The following is an 18,905-nucleotide window of genomic DNA, read 5'->3' as shown; positions in this document are numbered from 1 at the left end:
GTTTTTAAAAACTTCTCAACAAAAAAAGAACTGATACGTACCCGTACATGCACGCCCAGTTCCACTCTTTCGTCGCTCCACTATTTTTCAGCTAGTTATTCTTTCACACTTTTGATGATATAATATCCTTTATCTTTTGTGACGATTTCTGCATTACCAAATGTTTCTTCCATTTTCTTTTGCGCACTCGGCGCTCCTTGTTTCTTCTGGATCACAATTGTCAGTGTACCGCCCTTCTTCAACCGAGGATATGCGCCTGTCAAAATTTCATGTACAACTTTTTTTCCAGCACGGATCGGCGGATTGCTTACGATAGCTGCATAGGTTTCTTCATGAACTGCTTCATAGATATTCGATTGATGGATATCAACATGTTCGATTTGGTTACGCTTTGCGTTTCCTTGCGCTAGACTTACCGCTCGTTCATTAATGTCGACCATTTCAACAAACCGCTGTGTCGCAAATGCCAAAGCTAACCCAATCGGTCCATACCCGCATCCCACATCTAAGATCTTTCCTTCATCAGGTAACTCTTCCCAATCGAAAGCATCAATCAGGACACGTGAACCATAATCCACTGTTTCACGTGAAAATACACCAGAATCTGTTACAAATTGAAAGGTTCTGCCTTTTAACTCAAAAGCCCATTGTTCAAAATCGTGCGCCGTATCTGGGCGTTCAGAATAGTAATGATTTGTCATGTCTTCCATCCTTCTCATTTCTTTCATGACAACAGTCTATCCTTTTATGTATCCGTGCGCAAGTCAAGAATAAGACTCCGTTTCTTTCTATTATAAAGATTATACAAAAAGATCGGCAATCTCTCTTAAGTGGTGGGGTTTGCGTTTATTTTGTGTTAAAATAGTTCCATTGATGGGAGAACGCAGGAGGCTAATATGAATGATCCAATGAACTACTACCGTGTGGCAAGAGAAGAATGGCGAGAATTTTATCGTAATGGGCAAGCACCTTTGACACAAGATGAACTAGATAATATCAAAAGTTTGAATGACCGCATTTCCATGCAGGATGTTCGAGATATCTATGTACCTCTTGCTCATCTGATTTATCTTTATATGAAAGAATTTGAATCTTTGTTCTTGAGTAAAGGTTTATTTCTTCATAAATACGTAGAAGTACCGCCTTTTATTATCGGGATCGCCGGAAGTGTAGCCGTTGGAAAAAGTACAACAGCCAGACTGCTGCAGACGATTTTGTCTCGTACCTTCAAACGAAGAAACGTTCAGCTGATCACGACTGACGGATTTCTTTATCCAAATCGTATATTAAAAGAGCGTGGAATCATGGACCGTAAAGGATTTCCTGAAAGTTATGATATGGAGATGCTGATCGATTTCTTGAACCGTGTAAAATCTGGTCAGGAAGAGATAAAAGTACCTGTTTACTCACATGATGTGTATGATATCATTCCAGACAAGTACGAATTGATCCAGCAGCCTGATATCTTGATCGTTGAGGGGATCAATACGCTTCAATTACCTGCGAATCAGCAAATCTACGTCAGCGACTTTTTTGATTTTTCTGTCTATGTCGATGCCGATCCCGTGCTGATCGAAAAATGGTATTTGGATCGTTTTGGTGCGTTACTGGATACGGCTTTCCAAAATCCAGAGAATTATTATTATCGTTTTGCTATCGGAGATCGTGAAGAAGCCTTTAAAATGGCAAAAGATGTATGGAAAAATGTGAATTTGAAAAATTTACAGGAATATATCTTGCCTACACGAGGAAGAGCCGATATAATTCTCCATAAAACTGAAAATCATATCATCGATTCGATTTTCATGCGAAAATATTAGCATTTTAAAATAGTTTGACTATTTTGAGATAAAATTTAAAGGGATAGGGGTAATAAATTTGACAAACGTTGCCGATATGACGAACGTTGAAAAGATTATCGTATTAGACTACGGTAGTCAGTATAACCAATTGATCACAAGACGTATTCGTGATCTTGGAGTCTTTTCCGAATTATTGAGCCACCGCATTACTGCAGAAGAAGTAAAAGCGATGAATCCAAAGGGAATCATTCTTTCTGGCGGACCAAACAGTGTATATGATGAGAATGCATTTGGGATCGATCCTGAGATCTTCAATTTAGGTATTCCTGTATTAGGGATTTGCTATGGTATGCAATTGATCACGTACAAACTTGGCGGTTCCGTAGAGCCTGCTAAAAACCGCGAATATGGGAAAGCCTTGTTAGAAGTAACAAGCGATCAAGCTGTCTTGTTTAAAGAAACACCAAAACAACAAACAGTATGGATGAGCCATGGTGACTTGGTAACTAAAGTTCCTGAAGGCTTTGAAACAGTCGGAACAAGCAAAGATTGTCCGATTGCTTCTATCCAAGACACAACACGTAATTTTTATGGTATCCAATTCCATGCAGAAGTACGTCATTCCGAATACGGAATCGAATTGCTGCGCCACTTTGCCTTTGATGTTTGTCACTGTGAAGGTAACTGGACAATGGATAACTTTATCGATATGCAAGTAGAAAAAATCCGTGAACAAGTTGGTGACAAAAAAGTCTTGCTTGGTCTTTCAGGTGGCGTTGATTCTAGTGTCGTTGGGGTTCTTTTACAAAAAGCGATCGGTGACCAATTGACATCTATCTTTGTTGACCACGGTCTGCTACGCAAAGGCGAAGCGGAACAAGTAATGGAAAGTCTAGGCGGAAAATTCGGCTTGAACATCATCAAAGTCGATGCAAGAGATCGCTTCTTAGACAAGTTGAAAGGTGTATCTGACCCAGAACAAAAACGTAAAATCATTGGGAATGAATTCGTATATGTTTTTGATGACGAAGCAACAAAACTTGCTGGTGAAGAAGGCGTCTCTTTCCTAGCACAAGGAACGTTGTATACTGACGTTATCGAATCTGGTACAGAAACAGCACAGACGATCAAATCTCACCATAATGTAGGTGGACTGCCAGAAGATATGCAATTTGAATTGATCGAACCATTAAACACATTATTCAAAGACGAAGTCCGTGAATTAGGGACTCAGTTAGGCATGCCTGATTCAATCGTTTGGCGTCAGCCATTCCCTGGTCCTGGTCTTGGTATTCGTGTTCTTGGCGAAATCACTGAAGACAAGCTAGAAATCGTACGCGAATCTGATGCTATCTTGCGTGAAGAAATCGCAGCTGCTGGACTTGACCGTGATATCTGGCAATATTTCACTGTTCTTCCAGGGATCCGCTCTGTCGGTGTTATGGGTGACGGACGTACTTACGACTACACAGTCGGTATCCGTGCTGTAACTTCAATCGACGGAATGACCGCTGACTTTGCCCGTATCCCATGGGAAGTCTTGCAAAAAATCTCTGTACGTATCGTAAACGAAGTAGCCCACGTCAACCGTATCGTGTATGACATCACTTCTAAACCACCAGCAACAGTGGAGTGGGAATAAAGAGCCAACATAATATGGAGGGGGAATCCCTATAAATCAACATTCTTCAATAGCTAAAATGCTTGATTTTCATTAAAAATAAGATGGTTCCCTACCAAAAGAGACTATAATATAAGTTAATTTGTTTCATTCTTATCATAACGCCGATTGTAAAATTAAGCTAGACAACTAAAAAAGTCATTTGTGCTACACTCAAAATAGTTCCGACCAAAGAATTATAAGGAGTGAGTACAAATGACCTATACCCATCTTACAACGGATGAACTTGTAATAATAGAGTCTTATTTCAAAATGAATCAATCTGTTGCTAAAACTGCCCATTGCTTGAATCGTTCAAGACAAACGATCCATAAAGTATATCTGTTCTTCAAGCAAGGAAAATCAGCCTTAGAATATTATCAACAGTATAAGAAAAACAAATCAAACTGTGGTAGACGTCCGCTTGTTTTACCCGAGGAACAATCAGAATATATTCAAAGAAAGGTTGTTCAAGGATGGACACCCGATGTGATTGTTGGTCGTGCAGCGTTTCCTATTAGTTGTTCTGCTCGTACCATTTATCGTATGTTCAAAAAGGGGCTATTTGATTCTTCTGACTTACCGATGAAAGGCAAGCGTAAACCGAATGGACATCAAGAAAGACGTGGAAAACAAACTTTCCGCCGCTCTATTCATGAACGTGAAAAGGATTATAGCCAATTCTCAAATGAGTTTGGTCACCTTGAAGGTGACACTATCGTAGGTCTGAAACATAAAAGTGCTGTAATTACCTTAGTTGAACGATTATCAAAAGTTATCATCACATTGAAACCGTGTGGTAGACAAGCGATTGATATTGAAAAAAAATTAAATCAATGGTTTGAATCTGTACCGAAAAACCTATTCAAATCCATCACTTTTGATTGTGGAAAGGAATTTTCAAATTGGAAACAGATCAGTAATGTCAATGATATTGCCATTTATTTCGCTGATCCAGGAACGCCGTCTCAAAGAGGCCTAAACGAGAATTCTAACGGATTGTTACGTAGAGATGGTTTATTGAAATCTATGGATTTCAATTCAGTAGATGAATTTTTTATTCAATCTGTCGCATCTAAACGAAATAATATTCCTAGAAAATCACTGGATTATCGAACACCTTTGGAAGTATTTTTGAGTTACGTAAGTATTGATGATCTGTCTAACTTAATTTGACAATTAAGATAAAAAGAAGTTCTCGAAAAACGAACTGTTTTCCGAGAACTTTTTTCTATCCATCTAAGTGCTCAAATCATATTCACGACGGAATTCTAAGGTTACCCTTTCTTAAACAAACTTTATGTTATCTGCACAACTTTTTGCAATTTTTTCATTGCTTCTTACGAAATCGTTGAACTCTCTTTAGCATAATACAAAGTGTAGATGAAGTCTGGTGCTTTACTCGTTTTGGTAAAAATGACTGGAAATCGTTTCTGGTTATTTTTGGCAAAGGCGAGGTGCAGGTTCGATTCCTGCCTTCTACGCTAACGATGTGGCTGAAGGGAACCTCCGATCTTGAATCGAAACGATCCGCAGTCTATTGTTTCACCAATGAAACAAAATCAACGTTCGTCCAAGCATTTCCTGAAGCCTTGCTATAAACCCCAATTTCACAAACACCTGTTGTAATTGGAATGTCTTTGATTGTAATTTTTGTCCATTCACTTGTTTTAACAACCGCAGTATTTAGTTCCGCTCCACCATAATTTTTGATATATAACTGATTAGTATCAAACTCTCCCCCAGACATTACATAGGCACTCAATGTGTAAGTTCCTTTGCTTATGCCACTAACATTTTGATAAGCTGATGCCTCGTATGCTTGATCCTGCCAAAAAGTTAGTTTGTAGTCCCCAAAAAAAGTGCCCGCTTCCGTTTTGATCGTACCCTTAGCGGTTCCTTGTTGAAACCAGGTTTGCCAATTGGAAGGACTGGTCGTTGGTCCATCGCTTTCGAAACTTGCATTTTTAACTAGATTTATTTGCGCCCCTGCTTGTTTAAACGCACGCAAGCTTGGCAAGGCGTTTCCAGCAAAATCAAACATCGCTTGGTTGTCCCATTCGTTTCCCATAGTGGATTGAACACTGAGATAATTCATACCTGCTTGTGTTGCCCAACTCACATTTCCGTTGTACCAAAGAGGTTCCCAATAGAAGAAGCCCGCCCCGCGATTATTCGGTACTGCCTGAATCCGATCGGCAAGATCCAGCAAATACTCTGCTTGTCCTGTCGGTGTTGGTTCATATCCCCCCGCAGCTGCTTCGGCTTCGCCAAAAGCATTTGGCATAGTATCGGCATTCGCTGTTGTATGCCCATAAGCTGTTTCAACTACGATCACTTCTTTACCATACCGTTGGCTGATCGCATTCATATTGGTTTGAAGTTCATTCATTGAACCGTGCCAATACGGATAATACGACACTCCAATTAAATCAAATGACACACCTCGACTCGTGATTTCATCAAACCACCAAGTAAATGCTCCTGTATCGCCACCATCAGCTAAGTGGAGCATTACTGGAGTTGTTTTAGGTTGAGTGTCTCGAACAGCTTGGATACCAGACTTCAAAAAAGCAGCCAATCGATCAAATTCTCCCCCGCCTTCTCCCCAAGACTTGCCATAAGGCCAGAGCATTCCGCTATTCAGTTCATTGCCGATCTGAACCATATCAGGATAAACGTCCAGCTGCTTCATTTCCGACAGAACGTTCTTTGTATAGTCGTACAATGCCGTATTCATTTCTTCAAAGGTCAGACCTTGCCATGCTTTAGGAAGATTCTGTTTCCCAGGATCAACCCAAAAATCACTGTAGTGAAAATCCAGCAGCACCTTAAGTCCCAGATTTTTTGCTCGTTTTGCAAGGTCAATCGTCGTTTCCAGATCATTTGTCCCTGCTCCATAACTTTCTCCATTACTATTATAAGGATCCTGCCACAAACGCAGTCGAACATAGTTGACACCATTATTTTTTAAAATCTCTAAGGCATCTTTTGAAATATCGTCTTCATAATATTTTGCACCAGATTTTTCCATATCTGACAGGATCGAAATATCTGCTCCGCGAATAAATTCGCTGGCAGATGCTTCAACAGTTTTTGAAACAGCCCCCAAAGCCCCTAACACAGCTGCAAATAAAACAGCTTTACGCAACCAAATTCCCATTTTCATTATGGCTCCTCCTTTATTGAAATTGGTTCAGAATAAACTGAACAGCTTTTTCAGGATCTCTCGTTAATCCGATATATTCTGCTCCTTTTGTCGCAACCAGCTTGATTCCTAAGCGATCGGTGTCTTCTTTGATATCATCATAGTAAGAATTGACTTGCGGTGCTAAGACCACCATATCAAAATCCTGCAGCATTTCGTAATGAGAACCATAAGCACCCGCCATTGCACTGATCGGTGCTTTCGATTCAGATGCACCTTTTTTTAAAGCATTAGCTAACATCGTACTTGTCCCTGCGCCAGCACAAAGTACCAACACATTGATTTCTTTATTTGCATCGCTGATAACTTGACTCGCTGCCACAGGTACTTCCTCACGTACATCGGCAGAAGCACCTTCCTCGGTTGCGATCACCTCTGCTTTTTGTGCTTCTTTCTCTACTAAGACAGCATCGTATGCTTTGCAAAATGGTAGATAGATCAGGAAGTCAACGACGATTAGAACCGCTGCTAGAACAAAAGCTAAGATACCCATGCCCGTTCCTAGAACCAAACCGATCGGTGCTGGAGTTGCCCAAGGCAAAACGTACATAAAGCTGTTCATGCCCAATACATCGACAAAAAACTTGAACAGGCAAACGTTTACAACAGGTGTTAACAAAAATGGAATAAAAAAATAAGGGTTCAAAATCATGGGTGCCGCAAATAGCAATGGTTCGTTGACAGCGAAACTTACTGGAATAAAGGAAGCTTTCCCAACTGCCTTCAACTGCTTAGACTTAGCAAAGAGTAGGAAGATAAAAGGAACAACCAATGTTGCCCCAGTTCCTCCCATAGTTCCTACAAAATTCCCTAAACCCACCGTCAGTACTTTAGAAGCTTGTTCACCGGAATTGAACAATTGCAGATTGGTTTCCACATTGGCATAGATAATTGCCGCAATTGCCGGCTCCACGATCGACGGTCCATGAACACCGACAAACCAAAACAGCGCCATCGCTCCCCAGATAATAGCGATTCCTAAGTACCCGTCAGCTGCTGTAAATAGCGGCTGCAGCACCGTAATGATTGCTTCTGCAAATGAGATTTGGAAGATTTGTCGAATGCCTAAATCAATTAAAACGGCCGCAAATACTGAAAAAGAGAAAGGAAAAATATCTCGGAAGGTTTGCGAAATCGTTCCAGGAACTTCTTTAGGCATTTTAATGGTAATATCTTTCAGCACACAAAACTTATATAAATTAACTGTTAAAAATGCAGCGACAAAGGAAGCCAGTAGTCCCTTTGTCCCCATATATTCCGTTGAAAATCCACCTTCAATCGGAGAGACGCTTAACAACAGGAAACTTACCACAGAGGCCAGCATCACAGAGGTGGTGTTGATTACTTTGTTTTTCGGTAAGCGACGATTCATCGAATCAGCCAAGCAGCGAGCAGTGGTTGCTGAAACGAGTAACCCTACAACACCCATCGAATAATTATAGACTTTCCATAGCCATGTGGAGACAGATTCAGGCCATTGGTAACCAAAAATCTCAGGAACCGCAGCAATCAAAATGAAAATGCTTGAAAATAAAATAGCTGGCATCGCTGTTAAAAATCCGTCACGAACGGCTCCTAAATAACTATTACGTGAGATTTTTTCAAAAAATGGTTTCCCTTTTTCGATTTGTTTAATGATTCCATCCATAGCGTTCTTCTCCTATCCTTGATTCTGTCTGTACAGTACAATAAAGTCTTGAATCAGATCTCTCAGCAATAAAGTGGTCATTAAATGATCCTGCCCATGGATAAAAATGAATCCCATCTCCATCTCTTTCCCAGATGCTTCTTCCGCTAAAATTTTTGTTTGCGAATTATGTGCAAGGGTTAAATTTTCGTCGGCTTCTTTCAACGCCGAATCAACATGTTCAAAGTTTCCTTGTCTTACTTCTTTCAATAATTTCAATAATGTACTGCGAGCGTCGCCTGAATATGCAACGATCTCAAAACCAAGCATTTGTAATTCCTCTTTATTCATCTTTTCTTCCTCCATTATCACTTATTAAATAATCGTTTTGGTTTCACTGACCAACTTGTACCAGTAAGCTGATTCTTTTGGGTAACGCTTCTGGGTTTCAAAATCAACATAAAACAAGCCATACCTTTTGTTATACCCATTTGTCCATGAGAAAAGATCCATAAGCGACCACAAAAAATACCCCTTCACATTTACCCCGGCTGTTATCGCCTTGCTTAAGGATTCCAAATAGACTCTCAAATAGTCGATTCTCGGCTGATCCATAATAATGCCATCTTCAAACTGATCTTTATACCCCATCCCGTTCTCAGTGATATAGATTTTGTTGTAATGTGGGTAATCGCTTTTAATTCGCAGCAACAAGTCATATAGACCTTCTGGATAAATCAGCCAGTCCCAATCAGTTCGAGGAATTCCTTCTTTATAAATACGTTCTCCGATTCCCTTCACTTTATAAACAGAGGTCCCTTTTTCACCCGTACCGTTATGATGGATTGCATTTTCTCCATCGTAAGCTTTGACAAAATGGCATTGGTAGTGATTGATCCCTAAGTAGTCATTACGCGTGGATGCTTTTTTCAATTCAACGAAATCTTCTTCAGGAAAATGATAGCTGGCCTGATTTGCTTCACATATCTCATCAAGAGCAGTCAAGGTTTCAGTTGAATAATAGCCTAAATAGGTAGCATCTAATAAGAAACGGATCGACAATGCATCGTCTAAAAAGGCAGCATGCTTATCTTCCGGCGCGTCTGTTGCCGCATATTTCGTCTCTAATGAGTGAACTACACCAATTTCACCCGGAAGTTCGTTTTCTTTGAAATAGTTCACTACACGGGCATGAGCAACCATCATATTATGAAGACAGGCGACGATCTTTGTAAAATCATATTTGATTCCTGGTGGGAAAACACCTAACAAATATTGATTGGTTGCAACTGGATAGATTTCATTAAAGGTACTCCACACCTTGACTTCTTTGAATTCATGAAAACAAAAAATGGCATAGGAAACAAATGCTTCTATTGTTTCTCGATTCAAAAAATCTCCATGGTCAAACAAACGTTTAGGGGTATCAAAATGATGCAACGTCACAAACGGCGTTACGTTTCTTTTCTTACATTCTTCGAACACACGATGATAAAAAGCGATTCCTTCTGGATTTGGTTTCCCAGCTCCATCAGGAAAAATGCGGCTCCAAGCAATGGATAATCTTAGACCATTTACACCAAAACGTTCACACAATTCAATGTCCTTTGCATATTGATGATAAAAATCACTTGCCGGATCGGGACTGAATCGCCCTTGTTCCTCTAAAAAGTCATCCCAAGCAACAGCGCCTTTGCCACCTTCCTTAGTGGCTCCTTCAACCTGATAGGCTGCTGTGGCTCCGCCAAAAATAAAATCTTCTGGTAATTTAAGCATGTACATCTCTCCTCAAATCTATAATCAGTTTTCGCTCTTTCTAACTGATTGCATTGTAAACGCATCCAAAATATTTGTCAACAAAAACAAACACAAATAATCATAAAAACCAGAAAACAGCAATAAAATCTATTGTAACAAACATAAAAACCACCCTAAATGTTTACTTTTGTTCGAATTAGATTGACTGTTGTCCGTTTATATGATAGATTATCCTTAAATTAGAGGTGAAGACAATGTTGAAAAAAGAAAGATTGCTTACTATCGTAGAAATGGTCAATAAAAAAGGAATCCTTACCGTTAATGAAATCATCAATCAATTAGATGTTTCTGATATGACCGTTCGCAGAGATTTAGATGAATTAGAAAAATCGGGCAAGCTGCTGCGTGTCCATGGAGGGGCTCAAAGTCTTTCCTACACTTTAGATCAAGAACTTTCTCACACTGAAAAAGCCACTCTGCAGATTCAAGAAAAAAAAGAAATTGCTGCCACAGCAGCCTCCTTGATTCACGAGGGAGAAACGATTTTCTTAGGACCAGGTACAACAATCGAACTATTGGCGACGCATTTACTGAACAAGAAAATTCGGATCATTACAAATAATTATCCAGTTTTTGATATTCTTGCTCAAGCAGATGGACCAGAAATTCTACTGATTGGCGGTGATTTCCGGAAAAATACCGGCGCATTTGTCGGACCGATCACCAACGACAATTTAAGAAGACTAAAGTTTACAAAAGCATTTATCAGTTCAAATGGCGTTCACAACGAAGCGATCTCTACTTACAGTACCGAAGAAGGAGAAGCACAGCAGATCGCTCTAAATAATTCCCGTAAGAAATATCTACTCGTTGATAATAAAAAATTCAATCGAGATGATTTTTATGTGTTTTATAATTTGCATGATTTCGATCTGCTCATTACGGATCGCCAGATCTCGCGGGAGGTTCAAGAGCACTATGCACAATATGTCGATCTGCAAATTGCTGATTCAACCGAAAATACCACTATAGGAGCGTAACTATGAAAGGGATTATATTTGATTTCAACGGAACAATGTTTTTGGACTCTCATCTGCATGAAGCTGCTTGGCTGCATATGATACATGATCATACAAAAGATGGTTTATCAGACGAGGATATTTTAAAAAATATTCATGGTCGGACGAATACGGAGATTTTGAAACATTTCATTTCAGAGCATTTGACCGCCTCTGAGATCGCCGTATTGTCAGAAGAAAAAGAAAGCTATTATCGTATGCTTTGCTTGCAAAATGAAAACGAGCTTCAGTTGACAAAAGGGCTTGAAGCGACTCTTGACCAGCTGACTGACCAACAGATTCCATTAACGATTGCCACGGCTACTGTCAAAGAGAATGTTGCTTTTTATTTTGATATTTTCGATTTAGCCCGCTGGTTTGACTGGGACAAGATTGTCTATGACGACGGCTCTTTCCCTGGGAAACCGCAACCGGATATTTTTCTTAAAGCGGCAGACAAACTGAGCTTAGCTCCGGCTGATTGTCTTGTTATCGAAGATGCTTACTCAGGATTACTTGCTGCCAAACGTGCGGGGATCGGAACAATTATTGCAATTGATCCATTCGGTAAAAACAAAACAGTATTTGAACAGGCACAGCTAAATAAAGATGGAACCATCAAAGATTTTACTGGTTTTTGGACAGAGCACCTGTCTGCCACATCCGTTAATTCTTAAACGATTCAACTAACTACCAAAGAAAAGCAACTGAAATGCACACCTCCTTTTATAAAAAACTGCCAGTGAAACGACATGAAAGATACACTGCTATATCCTTAGTGAAATATAGCAGTGTATCTTTGACTTTTTCATTCTTTTAACCATATGACGCGTTCATCTCTATCTATAATTAACATTAAAAATAGTGTTTTCACATTATTTCTCAAACCAATCTTAAAAATCATCAGGAGTACTTTTTTGATATACTTTTATTAATGCTGGGCGTAATGGTTAAAAGATTTCCACTAGTTCCTCTCCACCAAGCTGAGTTGAAAAATGCTTATCTGTAAACAACATAGACAAAGAGGAAATAAACGTTTCCGTATCTTTCTCTGTCCCAAGGATATTAATTAATTTTCCTACTAGGTAAGTATCATTAAACTTAAGATCTGCCTTCACATCAAAAGTTTTGATAAAAGCTTTTATCATGCGTACAATTTTGTCTTTATCGCCATAATTGATTTCACCACTCATATCAATATAGTCACTAATCCCTGAAGAAATAATGGCAACTGCTTCTTCTTTCGCCTTATCAGATAATTCATTTAATGACTGGGATTGATTGATGACTTCTTGAGTTTTATCTGTTACGTAATCTCTCATTATCCTATCGGCATACTCCGCAAAGTAATCTTGAAAAAATTCTTCTACAGGGTAACCAACTTCGTTTTCCCAACCAGGAGAAATTTCATTATCAGTACTTATTAAATCTATTAAAAACCAACCCGTTCTCTGAGTGTTGATTCTATAATATTTTTAATTTCCTATATAAATCAAAAATATTATAGAATCAATAAGCTAATTAAGAAACAAACTTTAGAAACTCTAGAAGAACTTCTGAATTTATATAGAAGTGTGTAGCTACTTACTAAATATACAAAAGTTAAAATAAAATACTCTGGATACTCTTTATACTGCATTAAAGTTAGTAATATTAACAGCAAAGATATCGAAAAAACAATAACATAATATGTGTCAAAATTTTTCATAATAAGAACTCCCTTACTGTTGCATACTAACATAATCCAAAAACTCTTCTACTTCAGCTAAAGACATTCCACTTTCTTTAGTCCAAAAAACAGTTTTTTCTATCGATCCTTCTCTGTAAACTGTAAATGTCGGAGTCGAGTTAATTGAGTAGCGACTCTTGAATTCTTTCCACTCATTTTCATCTTCTCTAACTTTTGCTACATTCACGTAATAAATATTTTCTTTTCCCTTTTCTACCAGCATATCGAATAGCTTCCTGCTTTTGATGATCGATTTCTTGTGCTACATCTAGTAAATTTTCATCAATTTCTATATCATAAAGTATTTCACTAGTGTCTACATCCACAATATATACTTTTTATCAGTAGCAATTTTTGAGTAATCCGTTAAAATGATCTCAGTCTCGTCACTTTCATCAGTATAAATATACGTTAACAATGAACTCACCTTTTCAATCGGTGTTAGCTCTAAGCCTACTGTATTTTTTACTATTGAGTCATTATTTACCACCATAACTTCGTACTGTATATACCATCCTATTTGGTTTCCATCAATATCAGTAATTGGCTCACTAGCTAATGGAGTCTCCGGAACAATATTTTCCTGATATTTCTTAAACTCTTCTGTAGCACGAAAAAGGTTATCATGTTCCTCACTTGAAACTGGTTGAGTCATAGAAAATGTTACTTGGCTAAACAGAGGGAAAATAAACACTACAATCAACAAAGTATAAAAAAAAGCCCTTCTTTTTCATTTTTTATCTTCCAATCACAAATTGAAAAACTTATTCCTGCAACTTTGAGTCTAGTATCACAATCGACTGACTACAACTATTCATTTACATTCTACTTTAAGTTCCTCCTTAACCATTAATTTTATTAAAGATACTTGTAATAGTGATTCTCACAAAATTTCATGAAAAATACTTTATTACTGTATCTAAAATTCCAATACACAACTTATCGACTATTATCTGAAAACCAAAACTTATTATTCCTTGATGTTATTCTAGCAATAGTAACTGCTTTTTTATTTTTTTGCATATTTTTTCGGCGTTACTTTTTAAAGTTAACTTTTTCGACAAATAGAAAGAGATACGAATCACTGATTTTTTTGAAGAAAAGAAATGGAGTGAGCTGAACGTTAGAGATATTGGGAGCTTTCGTAACTGCTTATTAAACGATAATGGTTATTTGCAACCGTATTGCTCGCTTCTACATGAAATATTTCATGAAATATTTCGCAAAACCTTTGATTATGTAGTTACGTTTCCATTCTTGACTAAAAATGTTTCAAAAACGAACAAAGGTGTTAAAAGGTAAAGTGATCAATACTACTGGTCAAAATAAGAGGTTGAAAGGGAATTGAAAAATAACTACAGATAATACTTTTATAAACGTACGTGCTTTGTGGTTCTGTAGTTAACTATATAACTGGAATTAGGGAATGGTATCAATTTGAAAAGAAAGATTCTACCAATTTATCATATGTTAAAAATGGAAAATCAACAGCAGTTCTTTCGGAAACCTTACACAAAAACCGATTATTGAAAATAGCCGAAAAACGTTTTTCGGCTATTTTTTTAATTAAGTTTCCTTCTTCTTACCTTTTCCCACTATTCCGTTTCACATCTTTGATGATCTTCAGCGCACGTTTTCGTGTTTTGATATTTGGGCTTTTCAAGCGGCGGTATGCACTTGAGATATCTGTTTTTTCCATATGGACGACCCACTTTCTTCTTTGATTGTAGTCATGCTAAAAAACACAAATCGAAACAATTACGATTTGTGTTTTAAATGGTATCAAAAGTTAAAATGAAAGTCAACTTGTTAAAACAGTCGATCAGACTAGCTGATTGACTCCTATCTCTGGAAATAAATTTTCATTATTACGTTTTAGCTACCTAAAAAAGGCCCTCTTGTCCGTTAACTTTAATATCTATTGTTATAGCTAGTTTACCTATTGAACGTACTGTGTGTTCGATAGAACACTAAAAAAGAGGCTGGGACAGAAGCGTTTAACTCCAAGAAATAAGAAGAAATTCACGAAAATTGCTTTTCAAATTTTTGTGAATTTCAGCTTATTTCCGAAGGAGTTGCTTCTGCTTCCGCCGTTTATACGTGTTTAGAGCGTGAGACAAAAGTGTTCTTTACTTTTGTCTCACGCTCTTTTAAACTATTTCGAAGTACTAAACTTATGAAGTAAGAATACCTAAGCCAGAGCCAATGTGCTCGCCTGCAAGCAATTGCTCTTTTGCTTGTCGCTGTAAACTCGTACTTTCTGGATAATCATGTATTTGGGCATCTACTCGTCCAAAGATCCAAGGGACTCCACTATCGTCCTGTTCATCAACTGATAATAATCGATAATCGGCTGCAAAAAGACAGATTTTTGACTCTTTTTTCAACCATTTAGTAAGATTGGGTGATAGTAACCAAGTATCTGTGTACATCACTTGGTAATGGTAATCAGGAAAATAAAGTTCAAAAAAACGAATGGCACTTTCGTAACTATCTCTTATCTTATTCTGAGATAAATCTGCATCGGAAGGAATATGAAGAGAAAGGCACTGCTTTCCTTCTAATCTTAGATCCGTGTACCCTTTCGGAAAATATGTCATTTCGTACTCCAATTCACCAATCCGAAAGATCAAGCCACTAGTGTAATGCCAAATCCAAAAACCACGGTCAAAGCGATAGCTTCCTGTTACTTGGAAATGTTCATGAATAAATCTAGTAAAAGCATTCATTGTTGCCAAATAGATAGTTCTTGGAATCTTCAATGGTTGATAAATTTTTTTCCAACTTTGAGAAGCTGCATATAGATAAATAGCTAATGCTGCAAAAGGTTCCTCTTCATAGACTTTGTCTATTTTCTTTGCAGTCGCCTTTGCTTTATTAGGATCCATTAGTTCATGACTATATTGCTCAAACACCTCATCAAGGATGTTTTTTGCTTGTACAATCATTTGCTCTATAACGACTTTGGGAAGAGTTAAAGTTTCTGCCAGAATTTGGATTTCATTGCTTATTTTCTTCATCAAATTTCCCCTTTTCATATCTTTGAACCTCATTGTTTAAATGACTGATTATCCGGACACCATATGGTATAAACATACTTTTATTGTACACTAACTATAAAACTTAAACTTTCTATGAAGAAAGAATATCTGTAAGACTTTCAAGGAAAGCATTGACCATCTCAGGAAAGTTTATTCAGTTACCATCATAAACAAAATTTTTTGATAGAATAAATATAAAATTTTTTTGAAAGTTCCTTTCCACATTTTTGTGTGAATTTGACTTAATGCTGAGAATCTGGCTTTTGAACACCTTGAATTAGAGGTTGTGACAAAAATCTTGTCATAACCTCTTTTGGCACATATATTTGTCCTTCTATTCTAATTTTTGACGAACAACCGTTAAATAATGTTGCAAACCAACCGTCATTACCCACGCAACACCTAAACCGATGAAACTTCCTATGACGATCCCTAAAAAACGATATTCGATCAAAGAAATCAAGTATGCTCCACGAATAAGTGTAGATAGCATCAACGCCATCGGATTAAGAAAAATATTAGCAACTGCATAATTTCTAGCAACTAGAAATTGTGCGATTCCATATAGAAAAGTGATCAGAAAAATGGTCTGCAACTGCGTAAACGGCACAAATGACAAGAATGCCGACACACATAACCCACCCATCGATCCAATCAGATATTGGACTTGTCGATGCTTCATCGCATCCAAGTTTTCTGCTAGCAAAATCGATGCACATGACAAGGTCAACCAATAAGGATTATGCAGATTCAAGCCGTGACTGACATAAACGGAAAGAAATAAGGCAGCGCTGTAGAAAACAGAATCAATGATCACTAAAGGCTCTTCGTGAAATCTTTCTTTTAAAGTTGCTTTTTCAATTGTCTGCTCAGGCCGTGAATCCAGTAATTTTGTAATCACTGCCGCAATCAGGGCAAAAACGACACCCATAAAAAAATAAAGTGAGACGATCGGTAATTGAGCGATTGGCAGCTGCATGCTCGTTCCCATGGCAGAAAGCATCGCAAAAAACAAGCCACCTGGTTTAGAAATATGGAATAATCGCAACACGAATCTGCTGGAAAAAGCAACCAAAGCTACGGCAAATGGTTCAAGCCATAAAACATAAGTCGATAAGATCCCCAAAACGAAAGCAACCAACAGTCCGCAACCGATCAGAAACATACGTTTCAGCAAATATTTCATCGGTATGTTTTGATAATAGAAAAAAGTAAAGATCCCTAATGATGAAAAACTTGAAATCAAAAAATCATGATTTATGTAACCTAACCATAATACAATAAAGATAAGTAGCATCAGATTCATGATACGAAAAGGATTATCTTGTATTTTATTGAAACGAAAATAAGTCTTGAACAATCTATCCCTCCTTCCTAGTAATTGGAAAAAAAGCTGAACCAAGATGAAATGCCAATCCCGTTTGTCAGCATTACCTAGTATAACAACTATTTCTTGATTTTTCATAAACTTAGTATCAAAAAGTAAACAACTTGGAGAAATTAGAACAAAAAACGAACATTCCGAGTCGTTTTGACAGAAAAAAGATAGCAACTTTTCCAAGCAACTCGCTATCTTAGCTTTGTTAAAGAAACCGGATTCCCAACAAAAAAAAGCTTCTAATTTTCGTACGATAACTACGTTGGTCCTTAAACTTCATACTTTTTTATGATTTTTCAGCGGTTTTCGATGGTATACTTTTTAAATGGAGGAGATGTCTATGCGGTATGTATCAAAATTTTTATTAGGGATTTATTTATTCTTTCTATTATGGTTGATTTTATTCAAGCTATCATTTAATCTTCCACAATTTCTCACTTATTCTTACAGCAATGTCAATCTCGTCCCTTTTTCTACTTTTTCTTTTGAAAATACGACGGTATTACGTGAGACCACTTATAACTTGATTGTCTTTTTTCCTTTTGGGGTGCTTTTGAATGTCAATTTCAAGAGACTTTCTTTTTCTAAAAAATTAGGGATTATTTTCCTTGTAAGCTTCTTGGCAGAATTGATTCAATTCCTATTCGGTATTGGCGTAGCGGACATCACTGATTTGATAACTAATACAACAGGAGGACTGATAGGTTTATGGGCCTATCAACTTCTAAACAAACATCTATCGACAAATAAGTTAGACCGTCTAGCCATTATTTTGGGATACATTTTATTCTTATTTCTGATCGTAGCTTTTTTATTTTTGACCCGAACTGTCCGTCTTCAATAAAATCGTTCGTAAAAAAAGACCGTAATAGACACATTCCAATGTGTATCTATGACGGTCTTTTTATTCAGTCATTGGTTTAAAAAAATCTTTTTTCATCTCTAATCTACTATATTATTGCAGCAGGACGACTTGCAGTTTGAAACTGACAGGCTATATTCCCCTTATTTAACAAAAAGGGTTTTTTTTTAGCTTAAAGGCTTAAAATCTTAACATTCTTCCTAGTCAATATCTCAATCTAGAAAGGAATTCCGTCTTAATTTATACCCTACTCAGGTATATTATTTTTCTATAAAAAGCTTGTTTTATAAGTAATTACTTTATATTTTCTATGGTTTTTCTCCTTATTTAGGCTCCCTTCTCCTTGATTCTGCCAGTATATTCTGCCTGATCCTACTTTTTGAAGGCATTTCAAAGGAAAAAAACAGTAGTTTTTAGAAGTAGTAGAGAAATCTGAGACACGGTATTTTCTGTGTCGTTATTTTTTAAGTATAAAATAACAAAAGTGTAAAATGAGATATGTTATTTTTTTATTCCAAAAACCACACCGTTTTATACTGTTTGAAAACACGTTAATATTTATTCATTTCTGTTGTATATCTCCTATCAAAAGAAATCTATACGCCCTTCTTTGACTAGTTTTTTATTTTTATCTCTTACGAAGTTATCCACTGTGGAAAAACTAACTATCTATTTTTCGATACACTTTTCTAAAAATTAAATTTTCCACAAATAAAAACACGTTTACAACAGAATCATACTGCTGTAAACATGCTTTTCTTAAATAGATAGAACATCAGATT

Annotated in this window: 17 protein-coding genes; 6 read left to right on the top strand and 11 right to left on the bottom strand. The window is 37.2% G+C overall.

The annotated features are described in order from the left end of the window. Positions 1–95: 95 nt before the first annotated feature. Positions 96–701 (bottom strand): class I SAM-dependent methyltransferase, encoded by a 606-nt coding sequence (locus PYW34_RS00190; protein ID WP_002304012.1) that lies wholly within the window; start codon positions 699–701, stop codon positions 96–98. Positions 702–896: 195 nt separating this feature from the next. Here PYW34_RS00190 and coaA point away from each other — a divergent pair, with 195 nt between their 5' ends. From coaA to PYW34_RS00175, 3 genes are all read left to right on the top strand, one after another. Continuing rightward, complete coding sequence (gene coaA / locus PYW34_RS00185; RefSeq protein ID WP_002288627.1) at positions 897–1,820, top strand: type I pantothenate kinase; 924 nt, start codon at positions 897–899, stop codon at positions 1,818–1,820. Positions 1,821–1,878: 58 nt separating this feature from the next. Then, the gene (guaA, locus tag PYW34_RS00180; RefSeq protein WP_002298578.1) at positions 1,879–3,444 is read left to right on the top strand and encodes a glutamine-hydrolyzing GMP synthase; all 1,566 of its coding nucleotides are present in this window, start codon (positions 1,879–1,881) and stop codon (positions 3,442–3,444) included. A gap of 234 nt (positions 3,445–3,678) precedes the next feature. Further along, positions 3,679–4,638 (top strand): IS30 family transposase, encoded by a 960-nt coding sequence (locus tag PYW34_RS00175; RefSeq protein ID WP_002301399.1) that lies wholly within the window; start codon positions 3,679–3,681, stop codon positions 4,636–4,638. 361 nt (positions 4,639–4,999) lie between these two features. Here PYW34_RS00175 and PYW34_RS00170 read toward each other — a convergent pair whose 3' ends face one another. The 4 genes from PYW34_RS00170 to lacG are packed head-to-tail and all read right to left on the bottom strand — an operon-like array spanning position 5,000 to position 10,073. Further along, positions 5,000–6,631, bottom strand: coding sequence for a glycoside hydrolase family 53 protein (locus PYW34_RS00170; protein ID WP_002288633.1), 1,632 nt, complete (start codon positions 6,629–6,631; stop codon positions 5,000–5,002). Between the two features lie 13 nt (positions 6,632–6,644). Beyond that, positions 6,645–8,318: a PTS lactose transporter subunit IIBC gene (locus tag PYW34_RS00165; RefSeq protein WP_002294331.1), complete on the bottom strand. Its 1,674-nt coding sequence runs from the start codon at positions 8,316–8,318 to the stop codon at positions 6,645–6,647. Between the two features lie 12 nt (positions 8,319–8,330). Continuing rightward, positions 8,331–8,648, bottom strand: coding sequence for a PTS lactose/cellobiose transporter subunit IIA (locus PYW34_RS00160; protein WP_002288635.1), 318 nt, complete (start codon positions 8,646–8,648; stop codon positions 8,331–8,333). 24 nt (positions 8,649–8,672) lie between these two features. Next, positions 8,673–10,073, bottom strand: coding sequence for a 6-phospho-beta-galactosidase (gene lacG, locus PYW34_RS00155; protein ID WP_002288636.1), 1,401 nt, complete (start codon positions 10,071–10,073; stop codon positions 8,673–8,675). Between the two features lie 236 nt (positions 10,074–10,309). On the opposite strand from lacG, the gene PYW34_RS00150 reads away from it, so the two are divergent. Next, positions 10,310–11,095: a DeoR/GlpR family DNA-binding transcription regulator gene (locus PYW34_RS00150; RefSeq protein WP_002288637.1), complete on the top strand. Its 786-nt coding sequence runs from the start codon at positions 10,310–10,312 to the stop codon at positions 11,093–11,095. 2 nt (positions 11,096–11,097) lie between these two features. Next, positions 11,098–11,790 (top strand): HAD family hydrolase, encoded by a 693-nt coding sequence (locus PYW34_RS00145; RefSeq protein ID WP_002288638.1) that lies wholly within the window; start codon positions 11,098–11,100, stop codon positions 11,788–11,790. Positions 11,791–12,063: 273 nt separating this feature from the next. Here the strand turns inward: PYW34_RS00145 and PYW34_RS00140 are convergent, their stop codons facing one another. From PYW34_RS00140 to PYW34_RS00115, 6 genes are all read right to left on the bottom strand, one after another. Then, positions 12,064–12,435, bottom strand: coding sequence for a hypothetical protein (locus PYW34_RS00140; protein WP_002288640.1), 372 nt, complete (start codon positions 12,433–12,435; stop codon positions 12,064–12,066). A gap of 399 nt (positions 12,436–12,834) precedes the next feature. Beyond that, positions 12,835–13,065, bottom strand: a complete 231-nt coding sequence (locus tag PYW34_RS00135; RefSeq protein ID WP_002288642.1) for a DUF6568 family protein — start codon at positions 13,063–13,065, stop codon at positions 12,835–12,837. Between the two features lie 93 nt (positions 13,066–13,158). Next, positions 13,159–13,497 (bottom strand): hypothetical protein, encoded by a 339-nt coding sequence (locus tag PYW34_RS00130; RefSeq protein WP_002288643.1) that lies wholly within the window; start codon positions 13,495–13,497, stop codon positions 13,159–13,161. 927 nt (positions 13,498–14,424) lie between these two features. After that, a complete protein-coding gene (locus PYW34_RS00125) occupies positions 14,425–14,541 on the bottom strand; it encodes a putative metal homeostasis protein (protein ID WP_002288644.1) in 117 nt (38 codons plus the stop codon). Between the two features lie 475 nt (positions 14,542–15,016). Further along, on the bottom strand, positions 15,017–15,895 hold the full coding sequence (locus tag PYW34_RS00120) for an acyltransferase domain-containing protein (RefSeq protein WP_002321472.1): 879 nt from the start codon (positions 15,893–15,895) through the stop codon (positions 15,017–15,019). A 322-nt stretch (positions 15,896–16,217) separates the two neighbouring features. Next, a complete protein-coding gene (locus PYW34_RS00115; protein ID WP_002288649.1) occupies positions 16,218–17,243 on the bottom strand; it encodes an FUSC family protein in 1,026 nt (341 codons plus the stop codon). 358 nt (positions 17,244–17,601) lie between these two features. On the opposite strand from PYW34_RS00115, the gene PYW34_RS00110 reads away from it, so the two are divergent. Beyond that, positions 17,602–18,105 (top strand): VanZ family protein, encoded by a 504-nt coding sequence (locus PYW34_RS00110; protein ID WP_002288650.1) that lies wholly within the window; start codon positions 17,602–17,604, stop codon positions 18,103–18,105. Positions 18,106–18,905: the final 800 nt, after the last annotated feature.

This window comes from Enterococcus faecium (assembly GCF_029023785.1).
Lineage (GTDB): Bacteria > Bacillota > Bacilli > Lactobacillales > Enterococcaceae > Enterococcus_B > Enterococcus_B faecium.
Note: the sequence above shows the minus strand (reverse complement) of the source record. Positions and strands in the feature narration are given on the sequence as shown.

Coding starts and splice junctions, on each gene's coding strand:
- PYW34_RS00110 (WP_002288650.1), top strand. CDS start 17,602: ATGCGGTATGTATCAAAATTTTTATTAGGGATTTATTTATTCTTTCTA.
- PYW34_RS00125 (WP_002288644.1), bottom strand. CDS start 14,541: ATGGAAAAAACAGATATCTCAAGTGCATACCGCCGCTTGAAAAGCCCA.
- PYW34_RS00140 (WP_002288640.1), bottom strand. CDS start 12,435: ATGAGAGATTACGTAACAGATAAAACTCAAGAAGTCATCAATCAATCC.
- PYW34_RS00135 (WP_002288642.1), bottom strand. CDS start 13,065: ATGCTGGTAGAAAAGGGAAAAGAAAATATTTATTACGTGAATGTAGCA.
- PYW34_RS00190 (WP_002304012.1), bottom strand. CDS start 701: ATGACAAATCATTACTATTCTGAACGCCCAGATACGGCGCACGATTTT.
- PYW34_RS00150 (WP_002288637.1), top strand. CDS start 10,310: ATGTTGAAAAAAGAAAGATTGCTTACTATCGTAGAAATGGTCAATAAA.
- lacG (WP_002288636.1), bottom strand. CDS start 10,073: ATGCTTAAATTACCAGAAGATTTTATTTTTGGCGGAGCCACAGCAGCC.
- PYW34_RS00160 (WP_002288635.1), bottom strand. CDS start 8,648: ATGAATAAAGAGGAATTACAAATGCTTGGTTTTGAGATCGTTGCATAT.
- PYW34_RS00145 (WP_002288638.1), top strand. CDS start 11,098: ATGAAAGGGATTATATTTGATTTCAACGGAACAATGTTTTTGGACTCT.
- PYW34_RS00170 (WP_002288633.1), bottom strand. CDS start 6,631: ATGAAAATGGGAATTTGGTTGCGTAAAGCTGTTTTATTTGCAGCTGTG.
- coaA (WP_002288627.1), top strand. CDS start 897: ATGAATGATCCAATGAACTACTACCGTGTGGCAAGAGAAGAATGGCGA.
- PYW34_RS00175 (WP_002301399.1), top strand. CDS start 3,679: ATGACCTATACCCATCTTACAACGGATGAACTTGTAATAATAGAGTCT.
- PYW34_RS00120 (WP_002321472.1), bottom strand. CDS start 15,895: ATGAGGTTCAAAGATATGAAAAGGGGAAATTTGATGAAGAAAATAAGC.
- PYW34_RS00130 (WP_002288643.1), bottom strand. CDS start 13,497: ATGACTCAACCAGTTTCAAGTGAGGAACATGATAACCTTTTTCGTGCT.
- PYW34_RS00165 (WP_002294331.1), bottom strand. CDS start 8,318: ATGGATGGAATCATTAAACAAATCGAAAAAGGGAAACCATTTTTTGAA.